Below are 20,368 nucleotides of genomic sequence, written 5' to 3' on the forward strand. Positions count from 1 at the left end.
AAGAGACAGGTATAGCGTTACCGGATTATAATGGCGTTAAAACTCGATACAATAATCTATCACCAGTCTCCTGAAGGTGTTGAACTGAGCCTTTCTCCAGCCGGTCCTCTCTCACGTGGACTTGCCTGGCTGATTGACTTCGGCCTGAGAGTCGCACTCTATATCATTATCGGTATCTGCCTGAGTTGGGCGGGAGGCATCGGTTCAGGACTGACCCTGATCGGTGTCTTCCTGATAGAGTGGTTCTATCCGGTTCTTTTTGAAATCCGTTCCGGCTCAACACCTGGCAAGAAGGCGATCGGTCTGCAGGTCGTACACGACGACGGGACTCCGGTCACCTGGTCATCATCCCTTCTCCGGAACCTCATTCGCTCCGTCGACCTGTTGCCGTTTTTCAACATGGTCGGACTGATCACCATGATTTTCAACAACCGATTCAAGCGACTCGGGGATCTTGCAGCGGGCACTGTCGTCATCTACAGGCAGAATCAATACCGGGAAAGCATCATTCCTTCTTCTCCCCCACTGCCACCCCCAATCCCACTCAAACTCTGGCAACAACGGTTAATTCTAGATTTCTGCGAAAGATCCGAATCACTCTCAAAAGAGAGAAGTGCTGAACTTGCCACACTTCTGCCAACATTAACGGGCGAAAAAGTTCCTCAGGAAACACTCATACAATACGGTAACTGGTTTTTGAAAGGAAGGGGAAAGCGTGAATCAGACAAGGTTTGAACAGCTCTATGAACAGCAATGGCTGGAATTCGGCGAACTGCTCGATACCCTGGAAAAAGGAAAACGAGAGAAAGCTGAGGCAGGAGGCTTCCCCTCACGCTATCGCCGAATCTGTAATCAGTACGGACTTGCCCGTGGCCGCCATTACAGCCCCGCTCTGGTCGACAGGCTGCACAGTCTTGTTTTAAGGGGACACCACCAGCTCTACAAAAGAAAAAGTTCATTTTTCTGGCATGGGCTGCTCTTTATTGCCAGGGAGTTCCCACGCACAATCCGCGAAAATTACAAGCTCTTCTGGCTGGCCTTCCTGCTCTTTTATGGACCGGCAATCACGGTAGGTATAGCTGCCTACAACGACCCAGTTTTCATCTATTCGGTCATGGACGAGGGGCAGGTCAACAATATGGAATCGATGTATGACCCTGATAACCGTAAAATGGGCCGGGATGCAAACCGGGATGCCGAGACGGATTTTGCCATGTTCGGCTACTATATCATGAACAATATCTCCATTGGTTTCCGAACCTTTGCCGGCGGCATCCTTTTTGGTGTCGGTTCTGTCTTTTTCCTACTTTTTAATGGAATCATGATCGGGGGAGTTGCAGGACATCTCTCCCACCCTCCTTACCTTTCAACATTCTGGCAGTTCGTCGCCGGACACGGGGCCTTTGAACTGACAGCGATCGTCATTTGCGGGGCAGCAGGGCTTCTTCTGGGCCGCAGCCTGATAATGCCGGGCCGCCTCTCCAGGCTCGACTCATTGCGCTGTCACGCTCCCATAGCTTTACAACTTGTGATCGGCGGGGCATTGATGCTGGTTTGCGCCGCTTTTATCGAGGCGTTCTGGTCCTCTTCCCGACTCGACCCGGCCTTCAAGTTTTCCGTGGCTGCTTTCAACTGGGTAGTTGTTATTGCCTATCTCCTCTTTGCCGGAAGAACGAGGAGTCATGGACATAAGTAAGATGACCGTGCAGATCCGCCCCCGCACCCAGTGGGAGGCTATAGATATGGGCATGGTTGTGGCCAGGAAATGGTTTTTCAGGCTCTGGATGATATGGCTGACCACCGCCCTGCCATTCCTGGTTATCATCCTGACGGCCAGTTTGCTCTTACCAGGCTCTGCACCTCAATGGAGTTTGTTGCTTTTCTGGTTGTGCAAGCCGCTCTTTGAGCCGCCCCTGCTGCTCTGGACCAGCCGTATCCTGTTCGGTGAACGATTAACCATTCGCCAGGCAATACACGAGACACGCTCAACAACTTCATTTAAACGCGTCCTGTCGGTCCTGTTCTCACGGCTAAGTCCGATGCGATCCTTCACCATGCCGGTCCTGTTACTGGAAGGACTCACTGGCAAGGTGAGAAAACAACGATTCACTATTCTCAGCCGAGGCTACGAGACCTCCATCTATTTAACGCTGTCCGCCTCAGTCATCGAGATACTTCTGACCTTGTCTCTGGTGGGTGTGCTCTACTGGCTGATACCTGACCAGTTACGCTGGATAGATTTCGGCGATTTTATCTTCCTGGCAGATGCCTGGCTCACCCTTGCCTTGTACGTCTTCGCCTGTTCTATCCTTTCCCCCTACTACATCTGCGGTGGATTTATGCTCTACCTCTCCCGCCGGGTTGAGCTGGAAGCCTGGGATCTGGAGATAGGTTTCAAACAAATCGACAAACAACTGAGAGAAAAAAACAAACCATCACATTCAGCTGTAACCGGCGTGCTGCTCTGCCTGCTGATGCTATATGGAACAAGTCTCTGCCCCCCTGCCTGCAATGCGGAAGGTCTCTCACCGGAGAGCGCAAAAGAAACCATTACAAAGGTGCTAGAGCAAAAGGAATTCGGGGAGACCAAGACCGTGTATGAGTGGGTTCCCAAGGAAGAAGATAAACCCGAGAAACCAAACACAGACTGGCTGGAAAGCCTCAAACCCTTCTTTGAATTTATGATCGATCTTGCCGATCGAATGGCAAAAATGCTTGCAGGCGGAGCAAAATATCTGGTCTGGATCGGTGCGGGCATCATCATCGCACTGATCTTGTGGAGATACTCAAAGATACGAAAATGGCTGGGCAAATATTTCCCCGACCGGCTTGACCGTTTCACCCCGCCGGATGAACTGTTTGGCATGGACATCCGCCCGGAAAGCCTGCCTGATGATATCGGCAGTGCATGCCGGGAATTACTCGGGCAACAGAAAAAACGTGAAGCGCTCAGCTTGCTGTATCGGGGTGTACTCTCTCATCTCATCAATACCCACCACGTGCATATCTATGCATCCCAAACCGAAAACGAATGTTGTGCAATCATCAAAACGTATCGACCCCAGTCAGAAACCTCCTTTTTTTCCCACCTTACTGCACTCTGGCTGACAACAGCCTACGGGCACCGGGAACCCGCCCTCGAATCCTGCCTTGAGATCGTTGACCGCTGGCAGGAACTGTACGGGGAGCAACAATGACAATCCGCTCCTGCAAAAACATTTTTTCCCCATCAGTAATCATAATAATGCTGGCGGTACTTGTTATAGTTGGCGGAGGACTCTTCTGGTTCTTCAATAATTTTGAGAGAAAAGAATTCTTAAGGTCCAGCGGCATGTCACCAGCCGCATACAACAATTCCTACCTTGCGGCTGAGAGATTTTTCACCCGATCAGGCAAGGAGGCGGAAAGCGTCAGAGGACTAAATTTACTCGCGAATCTCCCCTCATCCCACGACGCGATTTTCATTGCCCGGTTGCCTGGGGGGCTCGCTCAATCGGTCGGAGATTCTATTTTTGACTGGGTAAGAGACGGTGGCCATCTACTCATGATGCCGAACATGCTGGACAACAAGAATCCCAATGCGCCGGACTTCTCCCGGCGTGTCGGGGTGCGGTACGCACCTTACCCAGAAGAGTCATCCGACTGCGGATGCCCGGACGAAGGCGACAATTCTGTGCCGACCAATGAAGAAGACACTCCAGAGGAGACAGCCACCACAGAAGATGCTGAGGACTATTATGAGTACCATCCATATGATCAGGTACTTGAGCTTGCCCTCGGGGAACACCGGATACAGTTAGAGTCTAACGCATACAGATACCTTGAAGATGTTGCAGGAACCGCCGTCTACACCATAGATGCCTCGTACATTAAGAGATACACTAACAACGACGACAAAAACCGAAGTGATCACAACACTCTCATCAAACAAAACAATCACTGGCTGCTGCAATACCAGGTCGGCGACGGCAAGATAACCGTCTTCAGCGACACCGACCTGTTTACCAACGACCTCATTGGGAACCGGGACCATGCCTTCTTTCTTGCTCATCTCATTAAGGATTCTGACAAGGTATGGCTGATCTATTCCAGCAATGTCGACTCACTGGTGGAGATCATCTGGCGGCAAGCCCCGTTCTTTTGGGTGTCGCTCCTTATCACCCTCTTCATTATCGGCTGGATGTGCCAAATGAGAAGTGGCCCGTTAATGACCAGAAAAGAAGGACACCCCCAGAGTATCCTGACCCACATCGATGCCACCGGAAATTATTTCTGGAGGAATGATGGTTGCAGCAACATCGTCAACACTAATCGCAAATACATCATGCAGAGATGGCAACTGAGCAGACAAGGAGGGCAGACCGAATCGGAGATACTGAGCGCCGACCTGCTCCATCTCGCAGAGAAGACAGGGATCAACCCGGAAGAAGTTACGACAGCATTTCAACTCAAACACAGGACAGAACAGGATTTCATCCGGTCAAGCCAGGCCTTGCAGAAATTCAGTCTGACCCTTCAAGGTGGAGAAAAAAAACGTAATGACTGATTTACAGACCCAGTCGGAAAAGGACTTTATCGAAGGGTGTAACAAAATACAGGCCCTCAGGCAGGAAATTGTCAAAAGTATTATAGGCCAGAACAAGGTGGTCGATGAGATGATAATCGGCCTGCTGGCAGGCGGGCACACCCTGATCGAGGGGGTACCGGGACTCGGCAAGACGTTACTGGTGCGGACGATGGCCAAGGCCGCCGGCTCCGAATTCCGCAGGATACAGTTCACCCCTGACCTGATGCCAAGCGACATCACCGGCCACACCATGTTTGATACGAAAAACAATCAATTCCGGATCAGGCGCGGCCCCATTTTCTGTAACTTCCTGCTGGCCGATGAAATTAACCGCGCTCCGGCCAAGACCCAGGCAGCCTTACTTGAATCAATGCAGGAGCTGCAGGTAACCATCGAGGGGAAATCACTGATTCTGGAGCCACCTTTTCTTGTCATGGCAACCCAAAATCCGATTGAACAGGAAGGCACCTACCCCCTGCCCCAGGCCCAAACTGACCGGTTCCTGTTCAAGATCTTTATCAGTTACCCGACAGCAGACGATGAACTGCAGATTGTCACCGGCACAACGGACAAACAGACAGGTGATGGCCTGAATACCAGCATGATCCAGCCCGTGCTGGCCACAGAAGATGTGCTGAAATTACAGCAATTGGCCGCCAACATGACCATAGACAAGGAGGTTGCATCCTACGTGGTCAGAATTGTGCGCACCACCAGAAGCTGGAACGGTATCGATTACGGAGCCGGGCCTCGCGGCGGGATCAACCTGCTACGGGCTGCCCGCGGTAACGCCCTTCTGAACAGTAGAAATTACGTCATCCCGGATGATGTGAAAGGAGTAGCCATGCCCGTACTGCGTCACCGCATTAAACTATCAGCCGACCTGGAAATAGAAGGTTATTCACCTGATGATGTAATAGCCGAACTGCTCGAGAACGTGGAGGCACCGAGGTTATGAACGATTCAGAACCCTTGACAAACTCTTTTCCAGCTACACAAACAGGGAAAAAATCCGGATGATTGCCCCGACCCGTACCCTGGTAGCCTGTAGCGGCGTGCTGGCACTGCTCGGGCTTCTGGCAGGTTTTGCAGAAGGGGCAGGACAGGTCTGGACCGTTGCTATCTGCATCCTGACAGGGGTTGGCCTTGTTGACCTCCTGTTAAGCCTGAAACGTCCACGACTGGAGGTAAGCCGTTCACTTCACGCAAGTTTGCCGGTAACCGCCCGGGCCCCCGTAACCATACGTCTTGAAAGCCGGGATTCACGCAGGCTGCATTTATTGTTGCACGACATACACCCACAAGGCTGGCCGGTTGAAAAGTTGCCCGCACCAATCGCTTTGACACCAAACCAGTTTGCCGACTGCAAGTACACCATCAGTCCTGCAGCAAGAGGGGATTTTTCCTTTCCCGGAGTCGAGCTTGTCCTCAGGAGTCCCCTGACCCTCTGGCAGAAAAAATGGTTTATACCGTGTGAATCAAGTGTCAAGGTCTTTCCAAATTTCCGGGAAATCAGCCACTACACCCTGCTCGCCACCCACCATCACCTGAGTATGATGGGGATCAAGAAACAGCTACGCCGCGGGGAAGGCAAGGAATTTCATCAACTCAGGGAGTATCGGCAGGGGGACGAACTGCAGAAAATCGACTGGAAAGCCACATCCCGCATCAGGAAACTCATCTCCAAGGAATACCAGGATGAACGAGATCAGCACGTGGTGTTTGTCCTCGACAGTGGACGGAGGATGAGTCATGTCGAAGCTGGTAAAAGTCATCTTGACCAGGCTCTCAATTCAATCCTGCTGCTTGGTTATGTAGCTTACCGGCAAGGCGATTCCGTCGGTCTTTATTCTTTTGGAGGCACCCAGAAATGGCATCCACCGAGGAAAGAGAGCGGCTCAGCTCGATCGCTGCTTTTTGCGGCTTATGATATTCAAACCGCCCTGAATTCATCAGATTATCTCAAGGCAACCCAGGATATGCTTGCCTTGCAGCAACGGCGATCCCTCATGGTTATCATCACCAACAGCCGTTCGGAAGATTACGACGATCTCCTGCAGATGGTCAGGCAATTGCGACACAAGCACCTAGTGGTCATTGCAGACCTGCGGGAATCAATACTCGACGAAACCATGACAGCCCCCATACTGACCTTCGATGATGCCCTTCGTTTTCAGGCTCTGCAAAACTACCTTATTCAACGGAAAACCCTGTTTAAACAGCTCACTCATCTTGGTGTCCTCGTCCTCGATGTCACAGCCGAGCAATTACCGACAGCAGTAGTAAACACCTATCTTGAGGTGAAAAGTTCAGGCCGTCTGTAACACGTTCTTCCTTAAACATCTTCCTCCCACCTATCATTTTCATCAGGTGTGCAACTTTGGTAACCGGATGTGCAGCAACTGTTCCCTCCCTCTTCCCTATACTAGTTCCCATCCTAAAACTCAGTATTCTGTTCAATATCGAGGCGTGGCTTACTTATTTACCGCACGCATATGTACGATATTCGGAGGATAAATAACTTAGCGGGAACGCTGAAATTGAGCAGAAGAGTAGTTTTAGGACGGGAACTATACGAACACAACAGCATATAAATATGACCTGATATTCTGGCATAGCCATTGCTATGTAACAGCAAACGGCTTAAGCCTTCATATATTGCTGCACCCCCTGCCAGCATTTCTCCACAGCATAGTTCCTACAACTGCATAGACAGGACATATGCGAGAGCATGGTAAATAATTACCATGCTGGCCACACAGGGTTTTCTGTCCTGTGAGAACAAAGGAAAGGTATTGAGAAAATGTCATTATCCCCCCCCGGCTGCACCTCTTCCGCCTTTCCTTTACTCTCATTTTCCTCATACTCCCTTTGATCAACCCATCCTCACAACATAATCAAGATACCAGGGGAAGATATCGGGCCCGATAGATGAGCACGCCAAAGAAAGAAAGCTCAGAATGGCTCGGGAGAAAAATTTTGAAATAGAAGTTGCCTGCCAGGCATCTACTCAACATACGGAGAGGAAAAATAGAAATTATCTCTTCATGGCATTGGAGTTCATTGCTCTCGGCCTGCTCATACCGATTAGGCTGATACGATACTTATATTATTATCTCGCTTTCCTCGTGGTTCAACGGGTCAGCTGTTATTTCCTGATCGCCAGAATAGTGCACTGGGTGCGCAATGGAGACTAAAAGCCGGGAACACAAGAAACTTGAGATGCCATGTGAGGTCTTTCGCCATCGTCAATTGGTGGCATTCCCGAACATCTATCCAACCAGGTACAACCAGATGAAGAAACTTTCAGTTACCACATATCCCCGGAAGATGAGACCAACGGCGAGATCCTTCCCTGTCGGGACTTACAAACTTGGCAAGAGGATGATCCGACTCATGCTGTTTCTCCGGTATCTGCAGGCAAGCTGGCACCATGGTGCGGTACCATGGAATTTTTTTAAGTTGAATAGCAGGTATTTTAATGAAGAGAAAGGCATCTTTTCAAAGCTTGATAGAGACCAGCTCATCCCACAGGAATGGCGGCTGACACAGGAGCTCTATGATCCGCAGCCGGTACCCGCTGCCTTCCCGGTATTTATTAAGCCGGAGTGGGGACAGAACGCGACAGGAATCGTCTGTTTGCGGAACGCGGAGGAATTCAGGGCCTTTTCTCCCAGAGCCAACCGGGCAATGGTGCCCTATATTGTGCAGCAGGCAAATTTTGGACACCGGGAATTTGAAGTGCATTACCTGCGCTCCCCAGGCAACCCTGAGGGCTATGATGCTTTTTTTCTTACCCAGGTGATCAATCGGAGCAGGCAGCCCCACCCCATAAACTCGGTACACAATCCCGACACCTCCTACCTCGATATCACCTCGACCTTGAACGAGGATCAGCGTTCCTCGCCATGGAACCAGGTTGCAGGGATAGGACAATTCAAGATGGTCAGGCTCTGCCTAAAGGCAGATTCTCTCGGAGAACTCACACAAGGGCATTTTCAGGTGGTGGAAATAAACCTTTTCCTGCCGATACCGCTGGTACTGCTTGCTGACAATGTGGGCCCAACAAGAGAAGTTACGATAGCAAAGCAGCTGATGTCGAGCACAGCCCGACTGGTAACCACCATTCCCAGTATGTGGAATAAGAAAAAACAGAAAAAAAGGAGCAGTAAAGAAGTAGAGAACATGCATTCATCTTACGGCGGGAACTCCAACTACACTTTTGAGACTGTCCTGATCACCTTTGAAGTCCAATTTCAGTTTCAAGCTAAGCCCCCCGATAATATCGTGAGACAGGTAATCGGAAAACAATTACATCACGTAAGAGTTTTATATTTCAACCATTTGTGAATGAAAAGCCCTATAACTATTGGACAAGGAAATAAACCCTCTTACAATATACCAAAATATAATTTTCACACCTCAAACAGATAACTATTACTACATTACAACATAATTGAGCCCACCGTATGAATGACAAAAAATTCGATCCTAAAAAACTTAAGAAATTAAATAATCCTCAACGATTAGTGGATATACCTGTCACGTTTATCGCGGACAAACTCAACATGAAAAAACCTGAAGTATTTGTTGAGATTGGTGCCGGAACGGCATTCTTCTGCATCGCTTTTCTTGACCATTTTAAACCTGAAAAGATATATGCATGCGACATTTCCACAGTTATGCTGACGTGGATCCGGGAGAATGTTACTCCACATTATCCCGAAATTATTCCCGTCCAGACTACAGAGAACAGCGTACCGCTTGATGATAATACCGCTGACCTGGTGTTTATGATAAACCTGCACCATGAACTGGATGACCCTTCCCGCTCGTTAACAGAATCATACAGACTGCTGAAACCCGGGGGGAAAATTTGTATTCTCGACTGGAAGAAGGAAGAAATGACAGAAGGGCCACCCGAAAAGATTCGATGTCACCCCGAACACGTCAATGAGCAGCTTGACAAATCCGGATTCAAGATAATCCAGATATCAAAAGAGTTGCCGAAACACTTTCTGGTTGTTGGAGAAAAGCACTAAAGCTCATGCACCATAAATCTCTCTTGCTTATATATACTTTTAAAAATCAGATACATTTCATGGTGGGCTCATGTTGATATTCCCGATACAGTTCCGCTCAAACACGCTAACATAACGTATTCTGCATGGCATCATTGGATATTTTCAGCTGCTGCACGTACCCTCTCGACCACATTTGCAGGCAGGGGGATATAGCCAACTCTCTGTGCCAGTTTTTGACCTTTATCCAGACAGAAATATATCATCTCCCGTAACAACGCTGCTTTCTCTGGGTCCTCATAGTTTTTATAAAAGAGCATCCGGGTGAATGTCGTAATTGGGTATGAATCCTTCCCCTCAGGATCGCTCAGCCACACGATCATACTTTCCGGAATTTTGGCATTTGCCAAGGCCGCCTGTCCTCCATGGAGCTGCGGAGTTCATAGCCGAAGCACCAGGGACGAAGCTATAATAATCTACTGCAATCCATGATAACGAAGAGAGTGGGTTCAGCTGTCACGCCCATAGAGTGAGGGGCACTCATTCTTCAAATATTCAGCCTTCGTAATTTTAAAATATTGGACAACATCACCATAGAAATCGACATCACAACAGGAACCCATTCCAAGTTGTTTCAGTATTGTCAAAGAGGGGATATTGCCATGTTCAGCAGCTCCGTAAATAGTCTGCAGTCCAAGCTGTTTAAAACCAAACGCCAGACACCAGTGTGCCGCTTCTCTACCATAACCTCTCCCCCAGAAAGCCTTCTTGATGCCATACCGGATATCAATGAAATCTGTATCCCTCACATGCTCAAGACCACAATAGCCAACGGGTTCTGAACCTTCCCGAGTGGAGATGATAAATGTCCCAAAATTCTTCCGGCGCCAATGATCAATGCGTTTTTGGCAATAGTCTATAATATCCAGCCTGGGGTAGGGGTGTCCAAGTGGCAGATACCTGGTCAGCACCGGAGAACCTAGAAATTCTGTGAAAAATTCCAAATGTGAATCAACAACTTTTTGATATTCAAGTCGTTGTGATTTGTACTCCTTTTTCATTCGTCAACCTTTCTCACCAGCAACCTCTTCCCTGAGGGTAACCGCCAGCTCCCTGCCAGCCTCGTATGCCTCATTGAGATACTCCTGATGGCTATCAATCTCACCTTTCCTGTCTACACCACGGCAGAGAACGGTCTTCCACATGGAAGCATTAAGGACATCAAACCAGTATTTGACGGTTAAAATAGCACCTTCGAACAGTTTTTTACCTCCGGTTGCCCCCACGGAAATAAACAGTCCTTTGCGGGTCTCATTTCTCGCGCCCATCACCTGTTTTTCAATCCAGTACTTCCTTACCCAGAGCGACTGACAACGGTCCATGAAAATCTTGGTGTGAGCACTTACCGAGTAAAAGAAAACCGGCGAGGCCAGCATAATGCCGCTGCTGGCTTCCAGTTTTTCCAGTATTTTCGGAAAATCGTCACGAATGGCACACTCCCCGTTCTTAATGCAGTGATAAATCTCCAGACAAGGCGAAATTTTGTAATCCCTTAAGATAACCTCCTCTACTTGTGCACCTTCCGCACGCGCACCTTCAACAGCCTTTTTCAACAGGGTTGCACTGTTTCCATCCTTCCTCGGGCTGCCATAAACTGCAATAATTTTCACCATGTCAATCCTCCGAAAACAACCTATTACTGGATATTCCCTTGAAATTCACACTCTTTAGACTGTTGTACCAGATCTTGGAGCCATTACACCAATAAATTACGCACCGGCTCCTCTTCGAACATGTTGAACTATTTTGATCTACTGATAAAATAGCATAATAGGCAGTATGCCCCCACTTCAAATATTTTTTGGGAAAAGGTATATGAAAACAGTGAACTGGGGAGTAATCTCCACCGCAAAAATCGGCACCGAAAAAGTCATACCAGCCATCCAGTCGGCCTTATCCTGTCACGTAAAAGCCATATGCTCCCGTGATATCCAGGCTGCTCAAAAAGTTGCGGCCAAGCTGAAAATTGAGAATGCTTACGGCAATTATAAAGAGATGCTGACCGACCCGGCTATCGATGCCGTTTACATCCCCCTCCCCAATCACCTGCACGTCGAGTGGGCCATAAAAGCACTGGAACACGGCAAACATGTTCTTGTGGAAAAACCACTTGGCCTCAACAGCGAAGAGGCCGTCGTACTGCTCGAAGTCTCCGAACGTTTTCCGCATCTGAAGGTGATGGAAGGGTTCATGTACCGCCACCATCCTCAGTGGTTATATGCCCTCGAACTTGTCAGAGATAAACAAATCGGTGAGTTGAAGACCATCAACACGTTCTTTTCCTATTATAACGACGACCCGGACAACGTCCGAAACTTGGCGAACATAGGGGGCGGAGCACTTATGGACATTGGTTGTTACCCCATTTCCCTGTCTCGTTTCCTGTTCGATGCTGAGCCCCGGAAGGTTATCGCAACCCTCGAACGCGACCCGCAATTCAAGACGGACCGGCTGACATCTGCCATCCTTGAATTTGAGCAAGGCACCTCCACATTCACCTGCTCCACCCAACTCTCTCCATACCAGCGGGTGCTCATCTACGGCAGCAAGGGCTATATCGAAATAGAAATCCCGTTCAACGCGCCACCCAACAAAGAATGCCGGATTTGGTTGACCCGGGATGGAGTGAGGGAAGAGATCCTCTTCGATATTTGCGACCAGTACACCTTCCAGGCAGAGCTTTTTGCACGCGCCATATATGATGACAAGGAAGTCCCGACCCCGCTGACTGACGGCATCGCCAACATGGTTGTAATCGATGCCCTTTTTGAAAGTGGAGAGTCTGGAAAATGGGTCGAGTTGACATAAAATTTTAACGGCTTAAGCCGATTGATCTTTTCATTCGCGCCATCATCGGGTACAATGTATTCAAAGATTGTATCCAATCAATGAGACTAAAGAACCCACACGAAAACAGGGCGGAGGCTAAGATGTTTGCATTATTACGAATCAATACCGCAACCGGTATTACAACAACCGAACAACACGATTCAAAAGAATTTCTCCTGGGAGCCAGAACGTTGACCTCACGTCTTGTCAGCCGGGAAACCGACCCGACCTGTGATGCACTTGGCAGAAATAACACACTCTACTTTGCCAATGGTGTATTGAGCGGCACCACCGTCTCCAGCTCCAACCGTCTCAGTATTGGGGCCAAGAGTCCGTTGACAGGTGGCATCAAGGAAAGTAATGCCGGCGGAATCGTCGGACTCCGCATGGCTGAGCAGGGACTGCGCTGCATCGCTCTTGAAGATGCCCCGACCGCGAACAGTGGCTGGCAGGTTATCGTTATCGGCAAGGATGGTGTCACCTTTGATGACGGTGAATTCCTTGCCGGCAAAGGGGTTTATGAAAAATCGGATCTGCTGAGTGAAAAATATGGCAAAAAAGCGGGCTGTATCACCATCGGCCCCACCGGCGAGAAGCTGCTTTCTGCCAGCGGCATTGCCTGTTCGGATCCTCACGGGGTTTGCTCAAGGTATGCCGGACGTGGTGGGCTTGGTGCCGTTATGGGATCAAAAAAGATTGTCGCACTCGTCATCCTCGATGACGGTGAGCACAAAGCACAATATACCGACCCTGATGGTTTCAAGGAAGGAGCCAGAAAAATCGTACGGTTGCTTAAGGAAAATCCTGTATCCACCAAATTCACCAAATACGGCACGGCTGCCATGGTAGATATCTGCCAGGAATTGAAAGTCCTGCCAACCCGTAACTTCCACCACGGCACCATGGAGGGAGCAGAGAAGATTAACGCCCAGACTATGTACGACACCATCAAGGAGCGAGGCGGAGAAGGCATGACCCAGCACGCCTGTCAGCATCCTTGTGCCATCCAGTGCTCAAACGTTTATCCAGACAAGGACGGCAAAATCCTCTGTTCCCCGATCGAGTATGAGACGATGGCACTGATGGGGTCCAATCTTTGTCTGAAAAACCTGGATACCATCGCCACCATGAACAAGATCGCCAACGATGCCGGAGTCGACACTCTCGATTGCGGGGCGGCAATTGGTGTTGCCATGGAGGCAGGCCTGGCTGAATTCGGTGATAATGAAGCAGCGATCGGTTTTATGGAAGAGATTCGCAACCTGACACCGCTCGGACGCATACTCGCCTCCGGCTGCAAGATCGCCGGTAAGGTCCTGGGCGTTCGCCATGCCCCCCATGTACTTGGACAGGCCCTGCCGGCTTACGAACCGAGGGGAACAAAAGGCATGGCCATGACGTACCTGTCAACCCCCATGGGAGCAGATCACACCTTCGGTTTCACCCTGCGCGATGAAGAGGTCCCGACCAGCAAAAAAGGCAAGGTTGAGCTCTCCAAAAAATTCCAGGTCATCGGTTCCCGTATGGATGCCATGGGTACCTGCAACTTTGTCCGTTACTCTGTACGTGACGACATGACCCCTCTTCTCGACCTGATCAGGGCACGCTACGAAACAGTGATTGGCGAAGAGGAATTCGACAACATGGTCAAGGAGACTTTGCGACTCGAACATAAATTCAATACGGATGCAGGCATCACGGCAGCAATGTATCGTTTTCCCGAGTCCTTCTACGAAGTTGCACAACCTGAAACTGGTGAAAAAATCGACATCACCGACGAGGAGACCGCCGAAGCCCGCAGATGGTAACATTCCATTTTAAATTAAGCGAACTCGGAACTGTTACGCTTGATATAGACCAACCCGAGCAACTCGATTCGCTTGTTAGACGATGTGCCGCCGGGTCAGACAATGACTCCGGCGGCTATATCGCCGTTCGCAATGGCAGGGTCATCCAAGGTGACTGCCTCATTGAAGACGAGGACACGATTACCATCCTGCCAGCCATTTCCGGCGGATGAACAGCTTAAACGTACGAGCTATCCGGACTGCCCAGTATTTCAATCTGCTAACGGAGAAAATGCCAGGTTATCATCGGCATAACCTGGGACAACAGGCCTTAACGATCATCGACTCCAAGTACTTCTCCCTTATGAGTCTGTTTCAGTTTTTCTTCACGTCCATTTTACCAACTCCGGAGAAGACCCAAAAGGGCTACTGATATTGACCACATTTATTGAAATATCAGGTTATTCCCCGACCATCAAGCCCCATCTTCTTCATCCACTTCCACAATGTTACCCGACTCACGCCGAGAATTTCGGCAGCCTTGGTCCTGTTGCCCCCCGTTCGCTTCAGTGCCTCCCGGATACGCACAGCATCCGACGCTCCCGATATCGAAGAAAAATTCATTGAGCGAGTTGTCTTTCCCCTATCCCCCCCCTGCAACAAGTTGCCGGGCAGATGGTCCGGCAATATCTCGTCACCGTGACAAATCACAAAGGCATATTCCATGACGTTTATCAACTCCCGTACGTTACCGGGCCAATCATGCTCAAGCAACAGATCCATCGAGGAACGTGATACACCATCAATCTGTTTGCCGGATTTTCGTCGGAGACGATCTCCGACATGACTGCAAATCAGCGGTATATCGCCTTTTCTGTCACGTAACGGGGGTATATGAATCGGGATCACATTAATTCTGTAATAGAGGTCTTCCCGGAACAGGTCAAGATCTTTCTGCACTTCGAGGTTTTTGTGGCTGGCAGTGATAATTCGCACATCTATTGGGATAGTGGCATGATCACCGACCCTTTCAATCTCTTTTTCCTGGATCACCCGCAGTAGTTTCGCCTGAATCGCAAGCGGCACATCGGCAATCTCGTCAAGGAAGATTGACCCTTTTTGCGCCGCCTCAAAGCGCCCTGTCCTCAGTCTCTCCGCACCGGTAAAAGCTCCTTTTACATGACCGAACAGCTCACTCTCCAATAAGTTCTCGTTTAACGCCGCACAGTTCACTTTTATAAACGGGAATGGCTCGCGGTTGCTCAACCTGTGCAAAGCCCCTGCCACCAATTCTTTACCGGTACCTGACTCCCCGTAAATGGTAACAGGTGCATCAGAGGCTGCTGCGCTTTGAATCAACTGGTACATCTGGCGCATCGGTGTTGTCGCACCCACAAGCCCGTAAAAAGAGTCCTCAAGCACAAGTTGTTTTTTCAGGCTGTAAATCTCTTCTTCCTTATCAAGGACTTCTGTTATATCGGTGAGGTTTTCAACACCAATAACGAACTCACCTTTATCGTTGGTCAGTGCGGTGGCATTTTTCAGGACCTGCACCCAGCTTCCATCCTTTCGCTTAAACGCACATCTTCGACCGCTCACCCGCCCATCCTCAAAGAGGAAACAATGCTTCTCTGATGCTAGCCTCCGTGACGAATCGCAGGTGGTGCACTCCAACAGGGAGCAGTGACTGCCTACCAACTCCCCAACAGAATACTGCAGTAGTTTTTCCATCGCATGATTGGCAAAGAGGATGATACCGTCATTATCAACAATCATTAACCCCTCTGTCATGATATCAATCACACTCTTCCAGTTGTTGCAGAAGTATTCGTCAAAAATCTGATTCATTACTGCTCCTTTTCCAATGTTGCCTGCCAGACGGCTTCTGGCGTTGCCATACATTAACAGTACCTGTTAACCGCGGCAACAACTGTTAACATGTTAACGTTAGCAGCTAACATAGCACTTAACAAGTTTCCCTTTTTCCATTGTCATCAATTCAGCGATTATGCGGCAATAAATTACTTTCTAAAATGAATCAACAAACTGGTATGGGAATTGCCTCTCATTGCTTATTAATACATAGATGTCTCCTATGTAACGATTCGCTAATAAAATGGAAACATAAACGTTGGAGGTGAAAAGTGGTCAGCACACGTATAGGCCGAGTTATGATAACTCTGTCAGCTCTATCCCTTATGTTGAGCGCCAGTAACGGCTTTGCATCCGGTAGTGAAAAACCAAAAGTATTGAAACCGTGCATGCAATGCCATGCAGAAAACGATGACAACGATATCCGTGGAAAACTCGGCAGTGTTTCCATGAAAGCAGAAACAATCAAGATAGATACCGGCAAGGCGTCCTGGCTGGTCAGTTTTGACGACGACACCTCTCTTGATGGCGCGGAAGCATTTAACAAGATCGGCAAAGGTAAAGAGATACTCGTTACCTACCGCGAAGAAGACGGCATGCTGTTTGCCGACTCGGTTGCCGTCAAGCCGCCTGCCAAGCTCGATCCCTCCATGCTGATCAAGGTTGAAGAATTGGCTCCCCTCATTGAGAAGGGCCCGAAAGAAGGCAAGTTCACTATAGTGGATGCCCGCCCGGGCAAACTGTTCATTGGAGGACATATCCCCGGTGCAATTTCGATTTACGACGCACAGTTCGAAAAGAATCTGGACAAATTACCCACAAACAAGGAAGACCTGCTCGTTTTCTATTGCGGAGGGCCTACCTGACGACTCAGTCCTTCTTCTGCCCGGCGGGCAGAAAAACTTGGTTACACCAACGTACGCGTTTTCCTCGACGGCATGCCGGCATGGAAAAAGGCCCAAAAACCCCTCTATTCCGTATCTAAGTCTCTGAAAAAGAACATGGATACCGAAACTCCGGTGGTCTTGATCGACATACGTGACGGTGAAAGTGCAAAAGCCTCCCATATAAAAGGCGCCATTTCTATTCCGGGCGATCAGCTGGCCGCTGCCAAAGACAGGTTCCCGTCAATAAAGAGTGCTCCGGTCATTCTGTATGGTGATGACACGGCAGCCGCAGAAAAATACTTCTCTGTTGTCCGGGGATGGGGTTACAAGAATGCAACTGTCCTGAAAGGCGGCTTTGCAGGATGGCAAAAAGCAAGCCTGCCCACTGCGACGGGCGAAACCGCCACCGACATTGTCTATGTACCCAAACCCAAGGCCGGTTCTGTTCCTGCTGAGATGTTTGCCAAGGCTATTGAAACCAAGGATGAGAATGTCGTGATCCTTGATGTACGAACCGATGAGGAGGCAGAAGAAGGGATGATCGCCGGAGCTATCGCGATCCCCGCCGAAGAGGTTACTGAACGCATTAGCGAGTTACCAAAAGACAAAAAAGTATACATTCACTGTTCCACAGGAATCCGGGCTGAAATGGCTTTCATTTCTTTAAAGGAAAAAGGAATAGATGCCTCCTTTCTTGATGCCAATATCAAGGTTGCTCAAGGTGGAAAGTACGAGATAACAGCAAACGAGTAGACAGTATCAAAACTTCCCCCTCGGTCCTCTATCGGAGAATTACCCTGTTCTCCTCCCCTCAGAGGACCACCCACCGGTTCCCCGGCTTCCTACAGGAGTCGGGGAACTAATCCCGGAATTAGATATCACTCCTGCCTGTTGAGAGGTAGATTATTCGTCGCCGGTAGCCGCAGAGTAAAGATTTTCTCTATCAATTCGACACTTGACAAAAGTAAGCTGAGCCTCCACAACTCCTTCATAATAACTGAAAGGAAAATCGAGGCTGACATAGGCGTCGTCCCTGGTTTCGGTGAGCATGGTTCGGTGAACCGTTACCGGTTCGCTTTCATTTATCAGTAAGTCCCCACCCTCTGTCTTGTATTCAATAGCACCATCACAGGTAACAGCCATTGCCACCGGTAAATTCATACCTTCCTCGAGGTGGGCGTGGTAATGGATATGAAGATCGCAATGATCGTAGTAATGACCACAGCATCCTTGCTGGCAGGTAAAGGAGATATCTCTGACGGCCAGCTTCAGGGCCTCTGGTTGCTTCAATCGTGCTCTTTTATCAAGATCAGGCAAGAAACCCGGAGAGTTCTCACCAGTCACCGACACCTGAGAACTCATTAAGAGAGCCCCGCTTTGCGTCGTTGATGCACCTGACAGTGTCACCGAAACAGAGCCAAAAACCAATAGACATAAACCGGAAGAACAGAATAACCGTCTTTTCATGGCAACCACCTGGCAGCGACAAGCTGCAGTTTTCCCCGATTCCCCACGTAAGGAACGAGGGCCATCTACTCATAATGCAGCACCTGTGTTTTCAGGTATACACCGGCTTTTCCTGACTTACAATACCACTGCGTAGCAACGAATATTGCGGAGCCATAACCTCTTAGCCCTATTATCGTATCAGTTCACTTTTTGCAGTGAACCATAGTTGGTTTCCATCCTAAAACTCAGTATTCTGTAAATTCAGCAATATACGAATATTGCTTTAACAAACAGCACAACCCAATGGGATCCTGAATTGAGACAATGCTCTTGAGAACTAAGGGTTAGCGACGGCCCAGGTAATTGACCGTCTGACTAATGGTAAGTTTCATACTTGAGGGACCGGAGCGAACATAAAACTCTTCCGACTTTCCGATCTGTAAAAATACAGGCTCACGAACCCGTTCACACTCAATCATCAACACAGTTTTCTCATCAATAGAACAGATACTCAAATGAACATATCGGGCCATATCGGCCCCGATGTGGTTATTGACCAGATTTCTGAAGTGCAGCCTGCACTTGTCTTCGCTGGCAAAACCATCCGATTCGATGCCAAGGATATCACCGTCATCACCAACGCCGATAAGTACGATGCCGCCATCACTGTTCATAAAGGCCACAACCCCTTTGAGCCAGGCCAGTTCGATCTCCTTGCCCGGTTTCCCGGTCTTCAGGTTGGTGCGCATGGTCGACTTGAATTCAAGTGTCGGGGATTCCCCGGCGGCAATGAATTTTTTTACATTCTCAACAAGGCTTGTGTGAACAGACTGCCGATGCGGCAAATCCTTCAACTGAGAGCCGTATTTTCGGACGAGTCCAAATGTGAGTGCAACTGCTGCCAGTAAAATCCCGGCGGCCATCAGACCCAACTCGACCCACTGCTTCTTGACATCACTTACAATGTCCGTTTCGGGTACGATAATTGAAATCCAGGTCTCCTCACTTTTGTCGCCCAGAGGAGCATACCCTGCCCACCAGGTGATCCCATCGGAGACAAACTTGCTTACACTTCGCGAATCGCCCCCTTCCTTACGCCACATGGATAAAGCCTTCACGGTCTGCGGTGGTACATCACCCGAAGCTACCAGCATAGACTCAGCAGCCGGGTTTCGTTTCTCCTCCAGTTGCTGCCGCGACAACAACATTCCTTCTCGGTTGTAAAAGACAATATCAACGTTATCAGGGGTTTTAATGTCACCGATAAAGGTGATGATTTTACTCGCCGGGATAAAGAAAACCACCACGAGACTTGAATCGTGGTCCAGTAAATCAACCCTGATGGCAGCCGCAAAACCGTTCATGCCAGAGAGGAAGTCTATCTTACTCCTCCAGACCACCGGAAACTCTTCGGACGCCCCCATAGCCCGTTGATACAACTCCGATTGCTTCAGTCGTTCGATAACGGCAGGTTCTGGAATGGAGGTTACATTACCGGAAGCGGAGCGGGCAAAGCTAACACCTTGACCTTTCTGGTCCAGTACTACAATCCCGTGCAATTCCTTATAGGTCTCCATCATCGGGATAAAGACCTTCGCCAATTTCTCTTCCTCCATGGAATCGAGCAGGGTCGACGACCCCATTTTGGCAAGGAGCAGAAGCCCGGTTGAAAACCGATCAAGGTAACTGGAAAACCGTTTCTGGACCAGCAAACTCGATTCACTTATAAGCTGAGCGGAAATTTCATCTTTAACGGTTCTTCCCTGAAAAATTGCAAGGGCAATGAGAGCACCCACAGTTACAAGGACAATGCTAAAGATATCCCTGAACAATCTCCTGCGGATATTGAGCGGTCCGCGGTATACCAGATCACCTAAAATCATGTTTTCCTACTCA

The 20,368-nt window shown here is 49.2% G+C and carries 19 protein-coding genes; 13 read left to right on the forward strand and 6 right to left on the reverse strand.

Annotated elements, in window-relative coordinates:
- The first annotated feature begins 30 nt into the window (after nt 1–30).
- The 8 genes from GA520_RS21545 to GA520_RS21580 all read left to right on the forward strand — a co-directional run bounded on the left by GA520_RS21545 (nt 31) and on the right by GA520_RS21580 (nt 9,609).
- Nucleotides 31–735 carry an RDD family protein gene (locus tag GA520_RS21545; protein ID WP_163340381.1) on the forward strand — a complete coding sequence of 235 codons (705 nt, stop codon included), beginning with the start codon at nt 31–33 and terminating at the stop codon, nt 733–735.
- Complete coding sequence (locus GA520_RS21550) at nt 716–1,696, forward strand: stage II sporulation protein M (RefSeq protein ID WP_163340382.1); 981 nt, start codon at nt 716–718, stop codon at nt 1,694–1,696. Before GA520_RS21545 ends, GA520_RS21550 begins: the two co-directional genes overlap by 20 nt.
- Entirely contained in the window at nt 1,683–3,197 is a 1,515-nt protein-coding gene (locus GA520_RS21555; RefSeq protein WP_163340383.1) for a hypothetical protein, read from the forward strand. Before GA520_RS21550 ends, GA520_RS21555 begins: the two co-directional genes overlap by 14 nt.
- Nucleotides 3,194–4,546 (forward strand): DUF4350 domain-containing protein, encoded by a 1,353-nt coding sequence (locus tag GA520_RS21560; protein ID WP_163340384.1) that lies wholly within the window; start codon nt 3,194–3,196, stop codon nt 4,544–4,546. Before GA520_RS21555 ends, GA520_RS21560 begins: the two co-directional genes overlap by 4 nt.
- Entirely contained in the window at nt 4,539–5,525 is a 987-nt protein-coding gene (locus tag GA520_RS21565; RefSeq protein ID WP_163340385.1) for a MoxR family ATPase, read from the forward strand. Before GA520_RS21560 ends, GA520_RS21565 begins: the two co-directional genes overlap by 8 nt.
- Nucleotides 5,526–5,583: 58 nt before the next feature.
- On the forward strand, nt 5,584–6,891 hold the full coding sequence (locus GA520_RS21570) for a DUF58 domain-containing protein (RefSeq protein WP_163340386.1): 1,308 nt from the start codon (nt 5,584–5,586) through the stop codon (nt 6,889–6,891).
- A gap of 862 nt (nt 6,892–7,753) precedes the next feature.
- Nucleotides 7,754–8,917: a hypothetical protein gene (locus GA520_RS21575; RefSeq protein WP_163340387.1), complete on the forward strand. Its 1,164-nt coding sequence runs from the start codon at nt 7,754–7,756 to the stop codon at nt 8,915–8,917.
- A 119-nt stretch (nt 8,918–9,036) separates the two neighbouring features.
- Nucleotides 9,037–9,609 (forward strand): class I SAM-dependent methyltransferase, encoded by a 573-nt coding sequence (locus GA520_RS21580; protein WP_163340388.1) that lies wholly within the window; start codon nt 9,037–9,039, stop codon nt 9,607–9,609.
- Between the two features lie 131 nt (nt 9,610–9,740).
- Here GA520_RS21580 and GA520_RS21585 read toward each other — a convergent pair whose 3' ends face one another.
- From GA520_RS21585 to GA520_RS21595, 3 genes are all read right to left on the reverse strand, one after another.
- Entirely contained in the window at nt 9,741–9,998 is a 258-nt protein-coding gene (locus GA520_RS21585; RefSeq protein ID WP_163340389.1) for a hypothetical protein, read from the reverse strand.
- A 99-nt stretch (nt 9,999–10,097) separates the two neighbouring features.
- A complete protein-coding gene (locus tag GA520_RS21590) occupies nt 10,098–10,649 on the reverse strand; it encodes a GNAT family N-acetyltransferase (protein WP_163340390.1) in 552 nt (183 codons plus the stop codon).
- Between the two features lie 3 nt (nt 10,650–10,652).
- Nucleotides 10,653–11,261, reverse strand: coding sequence for a flavodoxin family protein (locus GA520_RS21595; protein ID WP_163340391.1), 609 nt, complete (start codon nt 11,259–11,261; stop codon nt 10,653–10,655).
- Nucleotides 11,262–11,463: 202 nt separating this feature from the next.
- On the opposite strand from GA520_RS21595, the gene GA520_RS21600 reads away from it, so the two are divergent.
- From GA520_RS21600 to GA520_RS21610, 3 genes are all read left to right on the forward strand, one after another.
- On the forward strand, nt 11,464–12,456 hold the full coding sequence (locus GA520_RS21600) for a Gfo/Idh/MocA family protein (protein ID WP_163340392.1): 993 nt from the start codon (nt 11,464–11,466) through the stop codon (nt 12,454–12,456).
- Between the two features lie 122 nt (nt 12,457–12,578).
- Entirely contained in the window at nt 12,579–14,285 is a 1,707-nt protein-coding gene (locus GA520_RS21605; protein WP_163340393.1) for an aldehyde ferredoxin oxidoreductase C-terminal domain-containing protein, read from the forward strand.
- The gene (locus tag GA520_RS21610) at nt 14,279–14,497 is read left to right on the forward strand and encodes a MoaD/ThiS family protein (protein WP_163340394.1); all 219 of its coding nucleotides are present in this window, start codon (nt 14,279–14,281) and stop codon (nt 14,495–14,497) included. The genes GA520_RS21605 and GA520_RS21610 overlap by 7 nt, the downstream gene beginning before the upstream one ends.
- 223 nt (nt 14,498–14,720) lie before the next feature.
- Here GA520_RS21610 and GA520_RS21615 read toward each other — a convergent pair whose 3' ends face one another.
- Nucleotides 14,721–16,112, reverse strand: coding sequence for a sigma-54-dependent Fis family transcriptional regulator (locus GA520_RS21615; RefSeq protein WP_163340395.1), 1,392 nt, complete (start codon nt 16,110–16,112; stop codon nt 14,721–14,723).
- A 296-nt stretch (nt 16,113–16,408) separates the two neighbouring features.
- Here GA520_RS21615 and GA520_RS21620 point away from each other — a divergent pair, with 296 nt between their 5' ends.
- Complete coding sequence (locus tag GA520_RS21620; RefSeq protein ID WP_163340396.1) at nt 16,409–17,002, forward strand: rhodanese-like domain-containing protein; 594 nt, start codon at nt 16,409–16,411, stop codon at nt 17,000–17,002.
- Nucleotides 17,003–17,137: 135 nt separating this feature from the next.
- Nucleotides 17,138–17,776, forward strand: coding sequence for a rhodanese-like domain-containing protein (locus tag GA520_RS21625; protein WP_163340397.1), 639 nt, complete (start codon nt 17,138–17,140; stop codon nt 17,774–17,776).
- A gap of 150 nt (nt 17,777–17,926) precedes the next feature.
- Here the strand turns inward: GA520_RS21625 and GA520_RS21630 are convergent, their stop codons facing one another.
- Both GA520_RS21630 and GA520_RS21635 read right to left on the reverse strand, forming a co-directional pair.
- Complete coding sequence (locus GA520_RS21630) at nt 17,927–18,490, reverse strand: hypothetical protein (protein WP_163340398.1); 564 nt, start codon at nt 18,488–18,490, stop codon at nt 17,927–17,929.
- Between the two features lie 326 nt (nt 18,491–18,816).
- Nucleotides 18,817–20,355: an RNA-binding domain-containing protein gene (locus GA520_RS21635; RefSeq protein WP_163340399.1), complete on the reverse strand. Its 1,539-nt coding sequence runs from the start codon at nt 20,353–20,355 to the stop codon at nt 18,817–18,819.
- Nucleotides 20,356–20,368: the final 13 nt, after the last annotated feature.

This window comes from Desulfopila sp. IMCC35008, from assembly GCF_010646885.2.
Lineage (GTDB): Bacteria > Desulfobacterota > Desulfobulbia > Desulfobulbales > Desulfocapsaceae > Desulfopila.